The sequence below is a fragment of the Streptomyces sp. NPDC000134 genome, from assembly GCF_042899225.1.
Taxonomy (GTDB): Bacteria; Actinomycetota; Actinomycetes; order Streptomycetales; family Streptomycetaceae; genus Streptomyces.
This window is the reverse complement of the sequence record NZ_JBIAZN010000022.1, coordinates 82,125-97,776: the sequence shown is the minus strand read 5'-3', so window position 1 is coordinate 97,776 and position 15,652 is coordinate 82,125. Positions and strand designations below refer to the sequence as shown.

The following is a 15,652-nucleotide window of genomic DNA, read 5'->3' as shown; positions in this document are numbered from 1 at the left end:
GCCGCGCGGCGCCGGTGGCCCCCGGCGGTCCCCGCCCCCGCCTCGTCAGCGGCGGGTCGGCAGCACTGGACGTCCGAGCCGCTCATGCGCGGCGGCCAGCGCTCCGGACGCGAGCGCGGCCAGCAGCGACAGCTCGCCGGCCAGGACGACGCCGGCCAGGATCTCCGCCAGCCGCAGCGCCCCCTCTCCCGCGGGCGGCGCCGCGTCCGGAACGATGCCGAGGAGCGTCAGTGCTTCGCGCTGGGTGTCCAGCACGGTGCCGCCGCCCGCGGTCGCCAGCGGGACATCGGGCAGGTACACCGAGGCGTAGACGCCGCTGCCGCGGTGCTCCAGGCAGGTGACGCCCTGGCACGCCTCCGCGACCTGTGCCACGTCCTGCCCGGTCGCCAGGAAGAACGCGGCGGTCATGTTGGCGTAGTGCGCGTTGAACCCGCCTTGTGCTCCCGCCATCGCCGAGCCGAGGAGATTCTTGCGGTACTGGACCTCGCAGAGCTGATCGGCGTCGGTCTTGAGTACCTCGCTCAGCGCCGTCTCTCCCAGCTCCACCTCGGCGAAGACGCGCTTCCCGCGTCCTTCGAGCAGGTTGACCGCCGAGGGCTTCTTGTCCGTGCAGTAGTTGCCGGACAGCGCCACGCAGCGCGCCCCGGTGGCCGGCTCGATCAGTTTGTGCACCAACTGCTCGCTGGCCACCGTCGCCAGGTTCATTCCCATGGCGTCACCCGTGGTGAAACGGAACCGCAGGTACACCGAGCGTCCCACGGGCTGCGACCGTACTTCGACGAGGTCCAGCCGGTCGCTGACCTTGCGCGCGGCGCTCCGCAGGTCGCTCTCGTGGTCCTCGACCCATGAGATGACCCGGCGGCTCTGTTCGATACCGGACGTCACCAGGACCGGTGCCCGGGTGATGCCGATGTCCTCGGCCGCCACCGTGGCCCCTCCGCTCTCCCGCAGGGCGCGGCAGCCCCTGGCGACGCTGGCGACGAGGGCTCCCTCCGTCGTGGCGAGCGGGACGAACACCTCCTCGTCCCGGACGTACTGCCCGTGCAGCGGCAGGGGTCCCACCACTCCCACGGGCACCTGGACGGTGCCGATGAGATTCTCGCAGCGGGCCCGCTCCAGGGTCATCGTGTGCCGGCCGATGGCGGTCAGCCGCGTACCGCGGGTGTTCTCCAGATCTTCCCGTCGCCGCCGCGCCGCCGCGTCCGCGGCCTCTGCGCGGGCGGAGGCTGATGGCACTTGTGATTTCATTTCACTTTCCTCTCAGGGCTGGTAGGCGTAGTACGGGACGGCGAGGTCCTGGAAGCTGCCGCCGTACTTTGTGCCGGTGCGTTCGATCACGAACTCGCCCGTCGGCCGCAGGTGTCGGCCGGGAACTTCCCTCCGGTCGTGCAGCGCCTCGTAGGACGCGCGCTCGAGGTCCACCGGGTCCCGCAACGCGTCCGCGAAGCCGATCCGGTGGGCGGCCGCCTGCCAGCCGGGCACCGCGTGTACCGGCACCGCGAGCGCCGCGTCCCCACTCCCGTAGCCCACTGCCAGCATCGACGCGCCGACGAGTTCCTCTTCGTTCGCCGCCGCCTCTTCGAGCCCCGCGGCGAGCCCTGCGGGCAACGACGCGGCGTAGAGGTTGCCCACTTGGTCCAGCAGGGAGGCTCCCCGGTCCAGCTTCTGCCGTGCCGACTCCTGGAAGGCGGGCTGCTTGCGCAGGCAGGCGCTGACGGCGGTCGACGCGGGGTAGGGATCAGGCCGGCCCCCGTCGAGCACCTCGGCGAACAGGTCCGGCTCCCCGCCGACTTCGTCCAGCACGGCGTCGGAGTCGACTCCGGCCGACTCGCTCAGCCGCACCAGTTCCGCACGTCCCTCGGGGGACGCCGCCAACGCCCGGACGTGGAGGAACGACAGCGCCTGCAACGGCATCCGCCGGTAGGGCCGGTGCATGAAGACCGCCCGCACCTCCCGCAGAGCCCGCAGCGGATCGCGCCGCTGCCGTCGCCACAGTGCCTCGACACAGTGACTGACCTCGTCGAGGTAGGCGACGGTGGAGTACCGCCCGCTGAAGACGGGGAAGTCGGCGACGCGCCGGGCGTCCGGGGCGTAGTCGTCCTCGCGGTAGCGCCCCGCGGGCTTGCGGAAGTCGGGGCCGCGGCAGGCCGACGCACTCGTGACGTCGTCCAGGTCGAGCGCGAGGAGCGACGGAGAGCGCTGGACCAGCATGGCGACGGCACCGGCGCCCTGGGTCTGCTCTCCGGAACTGCCCCGCTCGTACTCGGCGATGTCGGCGGCCACGACGACGGCGGTGCGGCCCCGCGGATCGCAGCGCCCGAAGCGGGCGGCTCCGACCAGTGCGTACATACCGCCGAGGCAGGCGTGTTTGTACTCGGGTACTTCCAGGTCACGGGTCAGTCCCGGCAGGCCGCGGCGCCTCAGTTCCCGGTCGACCATGCCCGCGACCGTGACCGTGCCGACGGCGTTGTCGCTGCTGGATTCGGTGCCCAGGGCGATGTAGCCGATGCGACGCACATCGACGTCCTCGCGGAGCACCAGGCGCAGCACGGCGTTCGCGGCCATCGTGTAGACGTCCTCATGGGGGCCGCACATGCGGAAGCTGTGTCCTGTGACGGACCTGACCTTGTCCCACTTCGTGTCCGTCCAGTCGCACCACTGCTGTAACCGGACGCGCTGCCTCGGCACGTAGCAACTCATCGAGCTGATGCCCACGGCAGGGTCCACCGGGCACTGGCCGGATCGCGACATGTCCACCACTCCTTCCGAACGGCTCCCGCACCGTCGGTGCGGTGCGGATCGTGCGCGGTACTCCTTCACTCCTGGCCTGCCGCGCCGATTCGGAACCTGTCGGGGGACGGCACTGCGTGAACGCGTTGCACGGCGGGAACCGGTCGCTCCGGTGGTTCACTCCTCCAGGGTCCGCAGCCGCACCGAGTACCGTTCGCCGACGTCCTCCACGAACTCCGGGCCCCCGCCCGCCGGGACCCTCCGTTCCCACCAGTGGTCGCTCCCGGGCCGGACCAGCGGCCCCTCGCGGATCACCTCCCGGAACCGGTCGTCGATGAGCCCGACCCGCCGGGCGAAGGGCTCGTACGTGGTGCCGTGCCGTGCCTCGGGGTCGCCGAGGACCTTGTGCAGCAGGTTGCGGACGGAGAGGTCGTTCAGGTACTCGGAGAAGTCGAGCGGGTACCCGTGCTCGCACTCCTCGACGAACTCCTCCCACATGCCGAGGGCCTGCGCCGGGCGGGGCGGCAAGGCCCAGCCCGCGGCGCGGGCGATCCGCTGGAACCGCTCGGTGAAATCGGGGTCGGCGAGGGTCACTTGAACTGGCTCCAGAAGTACTCGACCGGGTCGCCCTTGGGCCGGAAGAAGGTGGAGATGGTGCCCGAGGAGTTCATGTAGCCGAAGTATCCGGTCTTCGGGTCGACCCGGAACATTCCGCCGCTCGGGTGCGGCAGGGAGATGGACCCCTTCGGTCCGGCCCCGGACATGAACTGCTGGGCGGCCTCACGGTAGCGCGTCCGGCCGTTGGGTCCCTTGAACTCCGGCATGTTGCCGCCGCCGTCGACGGCCTTCAGCTTGCCCTTGTTGCCCGCCTGCACGCCCAGGACGTGCTTGGAGTAGTGCCGGTTCGCCGACTGGACGGAGTTGAAGTTCGGCCGGCGGGCCGGGGAACTCATGCCCTTGCGCAGCTCGTTGTGCCCGAAGATGGCCGCCATGGCCGAGGGCACCTGGTATTCGTCGCTGTAGACGTCGTACCCGTGCTTGGCGACCCAGATGTCGAACTGGTTGCCGTAGTCGCAGCCCTCGGTCCCGGGACCGCCGCTCCAGCAGTCGTCGTCCCAGATCCAGCCGGCGTACTCGACGGCGTGCGGGACGTTGCTGATGGCGCCGTAGAAGACCTCGCCGACCCCGCGGCAGACCTTGGACAGGATGCCCCAGTCCTTGCAGCCGTCGTCGATGTGGACGGCCTTCTTCTGCGAGGAGTTGCCGCCCCCGCCGCCCGAGGAGCCGGTCCCGCCGCCGCTGTGGCCGCCACCGCCGCCACCGCCGCTCGCGGTGCCGCCGGTGTACTCCGGGCACTGCGGGTTGATCAGGCTCGGGCAGGCGTAGACGGGCTTGACGGCCTCGCCGGGGCGGCCGTTGCCGGGGGTGCCGTCGGGGCGGGTCGGGCAGGCGACGCCGAACTGCGGGCCGCAGGCCAGGCCCAGGCCGCTGGCGTCCGCCTGGGTGACCGGGTTCTGCGAGGCGTAGCTGTAGCCGTTGAGGGTCTGCGGGATGTCGGTCTGCAGAAGCGGGTCGACGCTGATGAACTGGCCGATGGAGGGGTCGTACTCGCGGGCGCCGAGGTGGGTGAGCCCGGTGGCGGCGTCGGCGGACCTGCCGAGGAATCCCTTGTCGTCGGGCCAGTTCGCGGTGCCGCTGCCCCGTTCGGTGCCGAAGGGGGTGAGGTAGCGCTTGGTCAGCGCCTGGGTGTCGGAGGTGATGGCCACCGTGGCGGTGTCGTGCTGGTCGCCCGCCAGGTAGGTGATCTTCTCGGTGCCGGACTGGTTGCTGCGCAGGGCGACGGTGGTGTCCCCGTGCGTGTAGTAGCGGTCGGCCCAGGTCTTGCCGCCCTTGACGTGCACCTCGGTGGCGCCGAGGTGGAGGACGGTCTCGCCGCCGCTGGAGGTGTCGCGGCGGATCAGCAGGTTGCCGTCGGCTCCGTAGAGGTAGTCGGTGGCGCGGGCGGCGCCGGCGGGGTCCTCGGTGAGCCGGGTGAGTCTGCCTTCGCTGTCCCAGTCGAGCTTCTGCCTGGTGCCGCCGTCGGGGCGCGCGGTGGTGTTGCCGTCGGCGTCGTAGGCGTACTCGGTGCTCGCGCCGGCGCAGGTGCCGGTGGTGGTGGCGAGGAGGGTGTGGGGCTGGGTGGTGCCTTCCTTGTAGCAGTAGGAGGTGGTGGTCGTCGAGCCGTCGGTGCCGTGGGTGGTCTCGGTGGTGCGCTGCCCGGCCGAGTCGTAGGTGTAGCTGGTCCAGTAGGGGGCCGCGCCGCCGAGGCCGGCGGTGCTGCGTCCGCTCGCCGCGCAGTCGCCGGTGGCGGGGGTCCACGCCTCGGTCAGGCGCTGGTAGCCGTCGTGCGCGAAGCACTGGGTGTCGGCCTTGCCGGTGCCCGCGAGGGTGGTGCTGTCGGAGATCTTGGTGACGTTGCCGGCGTCGTCGTAGGTGTAGCGCAGGTTCAGCGCGTCGTAGGCGTGGGACTGGGCGTGGACCTGGGTCCGGAGGAGGCGGTGGGTGCCGTCCTCGTAGCCGTTGGCGACGTCGACCTTGTCGGTGCCGGTGGCGTCCGAGACGCCGAGGCGCAGGGTGGAGACCTGGCCCAGGTCGGTGTAGGTGGTGCCCAGGACGATGCCCTTGCCGCCGGCGGTGAGGGTGGTGGGCAGGCCCTGCGCGGAGTAGTCGTACTCGATCGTCTCCGCCGCGAGGCCGCCGGCCGCGGGCTCGGTGGTCTGCTCCAGGGTGCCGTCGGTCTTGTAGTGGGCGGTGGACTCCAGCACGTTGGAGGGCACGGCCTTGGAGGTCACCAGGGCGTCGTCGGCGGGCAGGGTCAGCTTGGAGCCGGTGATGTTGTACCGGCTGTCGTACTCGGTGACGGCCTGGGTGTACGCCTTGCCGCCGGCTCCGCCGACGTACCGGGTGGCGGCGGCGGGCTTGCCCTTGCCCGAGGCCACCGTGTCGTAGGTGAGGTGGGTGAGCTTGTTGGCGTCCGTCTTCTGCGCGGCGAGCACGGCGGAGTCGGTGAGATCGGCGCCGGCGGCCGACTTCCAGGTGTCGGTGACCCGGCCGAGCACGTCGTACGCGGTGATCACGGCCTGGCCGCCGGCCGACTTCGACCACGCCTCCTGGTCCAGTGCCGTGTACCCGGTGGTCGTGGTGCCCTTGTCGGGGTCGGTGGCGGAGACCTCGCGGCCGTGCAGGTCGTAGCCGTAGGACCAGACCGCGCCGTCCGGGCCGGTGATCGTCTTCTGCTTGTCGCCGGGCGTGTACGTGAACCGGGTCCGCGCGTACTCGGCGCCCACGCCGCCGCCGTACTCGCTGTCGGCGGGCGAGGTGCTCGCGTACTGGCGGGTCTCGACGGTGCGGCCGAGCGCGTCGGTGACGGTGCGGCTCGCGGAGCCGCCGGTCACGGCGCTGGTGGCGGTGGAGTCACCGGTGTAGGTGGTGGTGGTCTGCCACTTCTGCACGCCGCCGACCAGGAACGTCGTCGTGGCCGGGCGTCCGGCGGCGTCGTACCCGGTCCGGGTCAGGCTGGGCGCCTCGCCGTACTCGGCCTGGGTGTACGTCCCCGAGGGCGCGGCGCTGTCGAAGATGTCCGCGTACGCCTCGTAGGCCAGGCCCCGGCTGTCGTACCGGGTGTCGGTGAGGATACGGCCGCCGGTGGCGCCGGGCTGCTGGGTCTGCAGGGTGCGCAGCAGCGAGTCGTAGATGGTGTACGAGGTGGAGTAGGTGCTGCCGTCCGCCCGCAGGGTGCCCATGGAGGTCCAGGACGGGGCGTTGCTGGAGACGGAGTAGCCGAAGACGTAGGTGGCGCTCTGCCCGCCGGAGCGGTTGCGGTTGGGCAGCCACACCGATGTGGTGCGGCCGAGCGCGTCGTAGGCCGTCTCGGTGATCCGGTTGTTGGGGTCGAAGGTCTTGGTGGTCAGGCCCCGGGCCGGGTCGATGTAGGCGTAGGTGCTGTAGAGCTTGGCGTCCTTGGTCTGGGTGCGGGTGAGCGGGCCGGTGTCGGCCGGGGTGTAGGTGACCGTGGTCGGGTTGCCGGCCGGGTCGGTGGTGGTGAGGGGGCGGCCGAGGGCGTCGTAGGTGATGCGGCTGACGGTCGCCCAGGCCGACGGGGCGCGTTCGCCGCCGGTGACCGCGGCCGGGTAGCCGGCGGCGCGGCCGTTCCAGGTGGCCTCGCCCTTGGTGGGGGTCTGGGTCGCCGTCCAGGCGGTGGCGTCGGCCTTGTCGAAGACGGTGGCCGTGTCGGTGACCACGTCGCCGGCGGTCGCCGCGGTCGTGGGCAGGGACAGGTCGGCCTCGGCGACCGAGCAGGCCCGGCCGACCGTGCGGGTGCGTGAGGTGAGGGAGTTGATGCCCAGGCTGTCGTTGCGGGCGTACCAGGTGCGGGTGCAGGTCTCGTCGCCGGACTTGCCGGTGTCACCGGTGTCGTCGGACTTCACGGCCATGCCGTAGTCGTCGTAGGTGGTGGTGACGGCGGTGGAGCGCCACTTCTGGGCGGCGGTCAGGTAGGTGTGGGCGGTGGCCCTGCCGGTGCGCACGTGATACGCCTCGGTGTCGGCGTAGGACTTGTGCTGGGTGGCGGTGCGCTTGGACCAGGGGTCGTTGACGCTGACCGATACGGGGGTCGCGCCGTTGTAGGTGATCTCCTGGCGGAGGAACCCGGCGTACTGCTCGCTGTCGGTCTGGTCGGGCACGTCCAGGCCGGTGAGGTCCTTGCCGGGCACGGTGGCGGTGCGGCGGGCGTCGGGGTCCGGCTTGCCGTCGGCGGCCAGGAGGCGGTCGCCGTTCATGCCCTGGAGGTAGACGGCGGTCTTCTTCGACAGGTTGGCGCCGGAGCCCTGGGTGACGGTGACGGTGCGGTAGCCGCGCCAGACCGACCAGGTGCGTTCGTCGGCGGGGGTGAAGGGCGAGTCGTTGTAGTGCCAGGCCGGGCCGTCGTAGGCGTAGTGGCTCTCCATGGTGGCGCCGTGGCCGGTGGGGTCGCTGGTGACCACGTCGGTGACGCGGTACTTGTGGAACCAGTCGAGGGAGGCTTCCTCGGCGCCGTTGACGTGCCAGTACTGCGGGTAGCAGGACGTGGTGTTCCGGTCCTCGGCGGCGGGCATGGCACCGCCCCGGACGCACTCCTGCCCGGAGAGGGTGACGTCGGTGACGGCGCCGGTCTCCGAGGTGACCGTGCGGATGCGGGGCCGGGTCAGCGGCAGGACGTCGTCGCGGTCGCCGTCGACGCGGTTGGGCCGCATGTCGTAGGTGAAGGTGACCGGGGCGAGGGCGATGTCGGTGCCGTCGCGGCCGGTGCGCTCGACGCTTCTGAGGGTGAGGGTCTGGTCGGTGGTGTCGCCGATGTCGCCACCGTCCAGGTACTGCTGGGTCAGCTCCCAGGTGTCGACGGCCGTGAAGGCGCCGGTGGCGGCGGACCAGACGGAGGTGTCGATCTTCGTGAGCCGTTTGCGGGTGAAGAAGGACGGGCCGGTGGCGGGGCAGTCCTTGCCGGCGGCGCAGATCGAGTCGAAGGGCACGTCCGGCCAGTTGGGGGCGGTGGCGTCCGTCAGTTCGGAGCAGTCGGAGGCGGTGCAGCGCTCGGCGTACCCGAAGTCGACCTTGCCCGAGGTGACCCCGGTGAACAGGGCGTCGGCCCGCTGGCCGTAGAGGATCTTCGTGAGGTAGCCGCCCCGGGTGTAGGAGGCGGTGGCGGTGCTCGCGCCGTTCTTGGCGTAGGAGTTGGTCTCCTTGGTGTACCAGTACGACATGGCGTTGTCGTGCGGGTCCTCGACGTAATCGAGGTTCCACCGCCATGCCTGGGTGAGCGCGCGGCCGGCGAACGCGCCGCCCTGGCTGTAGCCGGGCTCGCCGGAGTCGTCGCCGAACACCGGGACCGTCCACACCGAGTTCGTGCGCTCGGAGCCGGCGCCGGGGAGCTTGTCCAGGCCGAAGACGTACCGGGTGCCGTCGCCGGTGGTGACGGTCCAGTGCTCGCCGTTGTCGTCGCCGTTGTCGGCACCGGTGGCGAGGGTCACCGTGGAGGCGTCGTCGTTCTTCAGTCTCCACTTGCCCGTGGTGTCGTCCTTGACCAGCTCGGAGGACTTGCCGTTGAGGACCAGGCTGGCGTTGTCGAACTTCCAGCACAGGTCGAACTTGTCCTTCTGCCCGTCCTCGTCGCAGGAGCCGTAGGTCCGCTCGATGTAGGAGTGGGCGGAGGTGTTGAACCCCTCGCCGACCGGGGTGGTCTGGTTGTTGGTCGACGCCGTCCGGCCGTCCACCGACCCGGAGTCGTAGGCCAGGGACAGGTCGGGAGAGGGGCCCGGCGCCGGGGGGACCTCCATCGGGTAGGACCAGGTGAAGGCGCCGGAGGAGCCCCCCGCCTCCCAGGTGGCCGAGGGCGACAATTGGGTGGCCGCGTAGGTGCCGGTGCCGGCGGCGGACTCGCCCGAGGTGGTGGCGGCGAGGGCCAGCACGGTGGGCGCGCCGGCCGGCAGGGCGACCGTGCCGGTGACGGTCCGCCGGGTGATGTCGTTGGCCGAGGGCACCTCGGTGGTGGTGCGGCACCCGGGCTTCTCGGGCGTGCTCAGCGCGCACCCCGGCAGCTTCACCAGGCCGAGCCGTCCCGACCAGTTGCCGCCGTACGCGGAGGCGAACGCGCCGTAGTCCACGCTGATCTCGGCGGCGCCGGCCCCGGTGGCCTCGGCGGTGAGCAGCACGCCGCGGACACCGGCGTCGGCCGCGGCCCGGTGGCCGAGGACCCGCACCCGTGCGGTGCCCTCGGCGGGCGACTCGGCGGCCTCGGGTGCGGCGACGGCGACGGGCAGGGCGCCGACCGGGGTCGGGGCGGCCCGGTCGGCGGCGGCCACCGGCACCCGGCCGGCGGCGGCGCGCGGCCAGACGGCCCGCTGCTGGGACCGGGCCCGCTCGGCCTGGGCGGCGTTGCGGGCGCGGGCGGACGCGGCCCGCTCGCGTTCGGACCGGGCGCCGAGCCCGGTCACCGCCTCGGTGTCGGTGATCTCCCGCTGCCACAGGGGCTTCAGGCCGTCCGAGGCTTCGGCGGCCTGCGCCACCGGGGTGGGACCGAGCCCGGTCACCGCCACCGCCACCGCCAGGAACAGCCCGTGGGCGGCGCGGACGGGCCGGCGGCCGCCTCGGGACATACGTCGTGCGAACACCAACAACCCCCATCAGGGTCACGGATCGGCTGAGGAAGAGAGCGGCCGGGTGCGGGCGCCGCGCGGTGCGTGTCGGGGAACAGCGGTACGGGGAGGGTGCGGCCGGCGCCACGGGGCGCCGGCCGCGGTGCCGGGTCAGCCGGACACGTCGTCGTTCTCGTCGCCCTGGGCGACGCCGACCAGGTCCCCGACCTGGTCGCCGTCGGCGGCGGCACCGGCCCAGACCCTGATGTCGGTGATCCGGCCGGGCAGGTAGTGGCTCCAGGTCTTGTTCACGAAGCCCTTGCCGGCGGCCAGTTCGCCGGAGCCGATCACCGCGGTGTACGCGGTGTCCACCCCGTTGCGGGTGCCGGCGAGGTAGAGCCGGATCGTGCCCTCCTGGGCGTCGTACACCCCGGTCAGGCGGACCGCGCCGCCGGAGGCGGCCTCCTCGGAGTCGACGGCGGTGAACGAGCCGTCGGTGTCGAGCCGGCCGAACCGCCAGAACCCGACGGGCCGGGTCAGCAGGTCACCGGTCTCCTCGTCGACGTACTCCTCGACGCCGGTGCGCTGGTACCACAGGCCCCAGGCCGAACCGTCCGCGGTGCGCTGGCCGAGGACCTGGGCGGTGTAGCCGTCCGCCTTGCCGTCGAGGACCCTCTGGTCCAGCTCGACCTCGGTGGTGACCGTGAAGGACTCGCGGTCGTCGACGACCGGGCCCGGCGCGGTGACCGCGTCGTCGGTGCCGTCCAGCACGATCGCGTCGTCGGTGACCGCGGCGCCGCCGGTCATCCGCAGGGCCCGGCCGTAGCCGCTGACCGTGTCGGCGAGGTCGGCGGTGCCGGTGCTGCCCTGCGGCTGCCAGGAGGCCACGAGTTCCACGGCACGGGCGCTCTCGTCCGGGGTGAGCAGCTTGGCCACCTTGGCGACCTCGGCGTCCGGCAGCGCGCTCTGGTAGGCGGCGACCTCGTCGACGCGGCCCTTCCAGTAGTTCATGTACGTGCCGTTGTAGCCGCCGGCGCGGCCGATCTGGAAGCTGCCGTCCACCACGGTGGGCCGGGCGGCCTCGGGGACCGGTACCGGGTCGCCCTGCCGTCTGCCGTTGACGAAGAGGCTCAGGGTGTGGGCGTCGCCGTCGTAGACGCCGGCCAGGTGGGTCCAGGTCTTCAGGGTGATGCCGGGGGTGGCGTCGGCGTTGGCGCCGATGTACTTGCGGGTGCCGTTCTCCCACCAGTGCGTCAGGAACACCCAGCGGCCGATGCCCGGCGAGTAGTACAGCGAGAAGCCCTTGTTGTCGCTGCCGGTCTGGGACAGCACCGTGCGGAAGGCCGTGTCGTCCGTCGGGTAGGCCCAGGCCGACACCGTGAAGGAGGACCGGGAGTTGACCACCGGCCCGGCGGAGTCGGCGTATCCGGTCTGCTGGGCGGCGTTGGCGGTGTCGTTCAGCCACAGGGAGCGGCCGTTGCCGCCGGTGCGGGAGAACGAGGACCAGCCCGCCCCGGAGGTGCGCAGGGCGAGGGGGTGCCGGCTGCCCGGTGCCGTGCCGGTGTCGGCCGCCGCGGTCGCCCCGGAGCCGGGGGCGGAGTCGTCGAAGTGCCAGAGCCCGGCGGGGCCCTCGCCCTCGGCGACGTTGAAGCGGACCGCGGTGGTCTCACCCGACTGCCCGCTGCCGACGCTGTCCACGGCGCGGACGTAGAGGACCTGGACGCCGGAGAGGGCCGGTTTGACCGAGCGGGTGAGGGTGCCGGTCGCGGAGACCTTCGTCCAGGATCTGTCGGTGGCGAGCTTGTACTCGAAGGCGACGACATTGGCGTCGGCGGAGTTCTTGGTGAATGTGAACTGGCCCGGGACACCCGGCCCGCCGGTCGCCGCGCCGCAGCCGTCCCCGTCCTCGGGGCAGACCGCGTACAGCGCCCCGGCCGCGGTGGTGACCGCCGGTGCCTTCGGACGGGTGGAGTCGACCGTGAAGTAGCACCAGCCCTTGGTGGTCACCGTGCTGTGGCTCTCGATCTGGGCGGCGCCGTCGTCGTAGTAGGAGCGGGTGAACACGGCCATGCGGTACGCGGTGTTCTGGGCGAGGGTGACCGGGGAGTCCACGCTCACCGTGGCGTTGTCGCCGACGTAGCCGCTGGAGGGGCGGACGGGTTCGGTCGCCACCGCCGTCCAGCCGTCGGAGGTTCTGCGCTGCACGTAGAAGTGGGCGCGCAGGCTGGCTCCGCCCTCGCCGCCGGAGGCGGCCTGCACCCGGGCGCTGAACCTCGGGGTGGGGTCGGAGATCCACGCCGGGTCCGAGGCGTCGGTCTCGCAGGAGGACGCCGCCGTCGGGCTGGTGGGCACGTCCGGCAGCCCCACGTAGGTGACGGCGAGCACCGCGTCGTTGCGGAACCGCTTCCAGGCCGAGGCGTCCGTCTCGTCCTTGGCCTTGAGCATCAGCGTCAGCCGGGAGAACTTGCCGTCGGCGAAGCTCCTGACCGTCGGGGTGAGGTTCTCGTAGCTCTCCTTCGGGTCGTCGTTGAACTCGATGGGAGCCGCCGGGGTGTCGGGGTCGCAGGACGAGCCGCGGCCGGCGGACACGTTCCGGTCCCCCAGCAGGTCCAGCGGGGTGGGCCGGGAGGCCCAGGTGGTGGACGAGGAGATGTTGTTGGTGCGGTAGAGCTGCACCCACCTGGGGTCGCACTGGAACGCCCACGGCTCGGTCACCCGGAAGGTGGCGTCCAGCACCCGCTTGCCCTTGAGGTTCGCCGGGGAGAACTCGAAGTACAGGCGCTGGGTGTAGCCGGGGCCGCAGTAGTAGCCGCCCCAGGTGCCGCACTTGCCGACGCCCTTGCCCAGGTCGTCCTCGCCGTTGCCCCATCCGTAGGACGCGTAGCCGTCCGACCGCAGCAGCGTGCGCTCGGCCTCGCCCCAGCTCACCGTGGGGTCGATGTAGAGCGGGTAGTGCGCGGCCTCGGTGTCGGCCAGCAGGGCCGGGTCGGGGGTGACGGTGAGCGAGTCCGCGTCGACTTGTACGTCCATCGGCTTCACCGTGTCGCCGGCCATCGGCTCGGCGCCGGGCTGCGCGCCGTCGCCGCCCTCGCCGGGGGCGGGCGGGGTGTCGGCGGTCCGGTACGCCGACTTCAGCGCCGTGGGCGTCGGTGCGGCGGCGGCGCCCGCGGAGTCCCACATCTGGGCGCGGGGGGCGCGGAACACCCGGTTGCCGTCGGCGTCCACGGCGTTGTAGCCGCCGCTGTTGTTCTCGACGACGCTCAGCCCGGAGGCGCGCAGCGAGTACTCGACGCGCTTCAGCGCGGGCTGTGCGGCGGCCCCCGGGGTCTTGACGACCAGGACGTGCCGGAAACCCTCGGTGGAGGCCGTCACCAGCAGGTCGACGTCCTTCAGGACCTCGCGGTACACCGCCCTGGTCCCGTCCAGCTCGGGCTCCGGCAGGGCGCCGGGCCAGCCCAGGGCCAGGGACCGGCCGCCTTCCTCGATGCGGGCCAGCGGCCGGCCGGCGCCGCCGCCGGAGAACTCCATGTCCACCGCGGCGGCCCTCGGGGCCACCGTGCCGTCCGCCCGGCGCACCAGGGTCGCGTCCGGTGTCCGCCACCCGCCGTCGGCCGTCGCCACCCGCACCGGCACCGCCGACTGCTCCAGCGTGAACGTCTCGCCGTCCGGGTTGGCGTACACGGTCGTGTCCTCGGACCGCTCGCCCACCACCTCGACGCGCTCGCCCGTCTCACCGGCCCGCGCCAGCGCCCGCGCCGCCTCGTCCGGCGCGGGGCCGGCGGCGGGGGCGGAGTCCGCCGCGGCGGTCGCCGGGGTTGCCGCGGGCAGGGGGCCCAGCAGCAGCGCGGCAGTGGTCAGCACCAGTAGTCCACGACGCGGTCCACCGCGTCTTCGGGAACGCCTCCGCACCGGGCCCCATCCCTTCGTCGCATGCCACCTCGTGGCACCCCAGCCCTTGATCGCCGTCACATGGAACATCAACTTTCTGCACATGACAAGCACAGACTTGAGGCCGGTAAACGGCCTCTGACCTGCGTAAACGCTGGGTGGTCACCGGGTGAACACCCGGGGCCCTCCAGCGTGCGACGGCGCCCGAAAACGCCGGCGGCCCGCCGGCGGGGAGCCGGCGGGCCGCTGCGGGGAAAGGGTCAGGCGGCCCTGCGGCGTACGCCCGCCGCGGCCACCGCCGCGCCGAGGAGGCAGAGCACGCCGGCGACCAGGACGGAGGTGTGCACGCCGTTCATGAACGCCTGGTGGCTGCCGTCGACGACGGCCGCCCTGAGCTGGGCGGGCATGCCGTCGGAGACCGGCGCGACACCCATCGCCACCGCGTCCTTCGCCTCTTCCAGCCCCGTGGCCGCCCGCTCCGGCACCCCGGCGGAGCTCAGCTCACCGGTGAGGGTGGAGCCGACGCGGCTGCTGATCAGCGACACCAGCACGGAGGTGCCGAGCGCGCCGCCGATCTGCAGGGCGGTCGCCTGCAGGCCGCCCGCGACACCGCCGTCCCTGACCGGGGCGTTGCCGACGATGGCGTCGGAGGAGGACGACATCACCATGCCGACGCCGAGGCCGAGCGCGATGAACGGCGGCCACATCGTGGCGTACGAGGAGTCGGCGCTCCAGGTGAGCATGGTGAAGCAGGCGACGGCCTGGAGGGCCATGCCGAGCGGCATGGTCAGCCGCGGCCCGAACCGGTCGGTGAGCGCCGCGCCCAGCGGGGAGGCGACGACCGAGGCGAGGCTGAGCGGCAGGGTGCGCACACCGGCCTCGACGGGGGTGAAGCCGCGGACGTTCTGCAGGTAGAGCATGACGAAGAAGATCACGCCGAGCAGCACGAAGAAGTTCAGCGCGGTGATGACCGTGCCGATGGTCAGCGCCGGGTTGCGGAACAGGCGCATCGGCAGCAGCGGGGCGGCGACGCGGGTCTCGTAGTAGCCGAAGACGAGCAGGACCACCACACCGGCCCCGATGGCGCCCAGGGTGCCGCCGGAGGTCCAGCCCCAGGTCTCGCCCTTGACCACGCCGAAGACGACGGCGAGCAGACCGAGGGCGAGCAGGACGACGCCGGGGATGTCGAACTTCTCGTCCTTGGCGGTGTCGTTCTTGCTCTGCGGCAGCACGAGGACGCTGAAGAGGATGGCGATGACGCCGATGGGGGCGTTGATGTAGAAGACGGACTCCCAGTCGACGTGCTGGACGAGCAGTCCGCCGACGATGGGGCCGAGGGCGGTGGAGACCGAGGAGACCATGGCCCAGATGCCGACCGCCATGCCGAACTTCTTCGGCGGGAAGACGGCCCGCAGCATGCCGAGGGTGTTGGGCATCAGCAGCGCGCCGAAGAAGCCCTGCACGGCGCGGAAGGCGATGACGCCCTCGATGGACCCGGAGAGGCCGATGGCGACGGAGGCGAGGGTGAAGCCGGCCACGCCGATCAGGTAGAAGGTGCGGCGGCCGAAGCGGTCGCCGAGCTTGCCGCCGAGGATCAGGGCGGCGGCGAGGGCCAGCAGATAGGCGTTGGTGACCCACTGGAGGTCGGCGGTGGACGCGTTCAGGTCGCGGCCGATCTCGGGGTTGGCGATGGAGACGACCGAGCCGTCGAGGCCGACCATGAACAGGCCGAAGGCGACGGCGATCAAGGTGAGCCACGGGTTGCCGCGCCGGCCGGCCGCCCGGTCCGGGGGCGGGGCGTGCTGCGGCGGGGCGGAGGGGTTGGCGGGAGCGGAGGGCATGACTGTGCCTGTCCTTCACGGGGTCTGGAACGAAACGCGGACGGA

Annotated in this window: 6 protein-coding genes; all 6 read right to left on the bottom strand. The window is 72.3% G+C overall.

Annotated features, from left to right (window positions below):
• Positions 1 to 45 precede the first annotated feature (45 nt).
• Positions 46 to 1,236 (bottom strand): 3-hydroxy-3-methylglutaryl-CoA reductase, encoded by a 1,191-nt coding sequence (locus ACFY32_RS28090; protein WP_390675621.1) that lies wholly within the window; start codon positions 1,234 to 1,236, stop codon positions 46 to 48.
• Positions 1,237 to 1,260: 24 nt separating this feature from the next.
• Positions 1,261 to 2,751, bottom strand: a complete 1,491-nt coding sequence (locus ACFY32_RS28085; RefSeq protein WP_390675620.1) for a hypothetical protein — start codon at positions 2,749 to 2,751, stop codon at positions 1,261 to 1,263.
• A gap of 156 nt (positions 2,752 to 2,907) precedes the next feature.
• Complete coding sequence (locus ACFY32_RS28080) at positions 2,908 to 3,324, bottom strand: hypothetical protein (RefSeq protein ID WP_359200795.1); 417 nt, start codon at positions 3,322 to 3,324, stop codon at positions 2,908 to 2,910.
• Complete coding sequence (locus ACFY32_RS28075; RefSeq protein WP_390675619.1) at positions 3,321 to 9,899, bottom strand: RHS repeat-associated core domain-containing protein; 6,579 nt, start codon at positions 9,897 to 9,899, stop codon at positions 3,321 to 3,323. The genes ACFY32_RS28080 and ACFY32_RS28075 overlap by 4 nt, the downstream gene beginning before the upstream one ends.
• Before the next feature lie 150 nt (positions 9,900 to 10,049).
• The gene (locus tag ACFY32_RS28070) at positions 10,050 to 13,739 is read right to left on the bottom strand and encodes a LamG-like jellyroll fold domain-containing protein (protein WP_390675618.1); all 3,690 of its coding nucleotides are present in this window, start codon (positions 13,737 to 13,739) and stop codon (positions 10,050 to 10,052) included.
• Positions 13,740 to 14,026: 287 nt separating this feature from the next.
• Positions 14,027 to 15,607: an MFS transporter gene (locus ACFY32_RS28065; RefSeq protein ID WP_390675617.1), complete on the bottom strand. Its 1,581-nt coding sequence runs from the start codon at positions 15,605 to 15,607 to the stop codon at positions 14,027 to 14,029.
• Positions 15,608 to 15,652 lie beyond the last annotated feature (45 nt).

Coding starts and splice junctions, on each gene's coding strand:
- ACFY32_RS28085 (WP_390675620.1), bottom strand. CDS start 2,751: ATGTCGCGATCCGGCCAGTGCCCGGTGGACCCTGCCGTGGGCATCAGC.
- ACFY32_RS28075 (WP_390675619.1), bottom strand. CDS start 9,899: ATGTCCCGAGGCGGCCGCCGGCCCGTCCGCGCCGCCCACGGGCTGTTC.
- ACFY32_RS28065 (WP_390675617.1), bottom strand. CDS start 15,607: ATGCCCTCCGCTCCCGCCAACCCCTCCGCCCCGCCGCAGCACGCCCCG.